The organism is Halomonas llamarensis, from assembly GCF_023555005.1.
Classification (GTDB): Bacteria; Pseudomonadota; Gammaproteobacteria; order Pseudomonadales; family Halomonadaceae; genus Vreelandella; species Vreelandella llamarensis.
Map to the genome: position 1 here is coordinate 1 of NZ_JAMJPJ010000154.1, position 253 is coordinate 253.

The 253-nt window shown below is 54.2% G+C and carries 1 pseudogene; it reads left to right on the plus strand.

Features of this window, described 5'->3' with window-relative positions:
• Positions 1-133: pseudogene (locus M8006_RS18015) on the plus strand (transposase); the annotation flags it as partial.
• Positions 134-253: the final 120 nt, after the last annotated feature.

Below are 253 nucleotides of genomic sequence, written 5' to 3' on the forward strand. Positions count from 1 at the left end.
GGATGGACGACGTGAATCGGAAGCCAGTTGGACAGAGTTGCTCACGGGGTTACGGGAGCGCGGGCTGACCAACGCCCCCAAACTTGCGATTGGCGACGGCGCTATGGGGTTCTGGTCGGCATTGAGCGAGTTATTGTCAAATTTTGTGTATGACCGTTTAGGCGGCGGTCCTATCTGACTGATCTGTTAAGGGCTCCCCATCCTGGAATTTCACGTTATTCACGACCAGTTCCAGTTTGTTGAACCCCGCTAT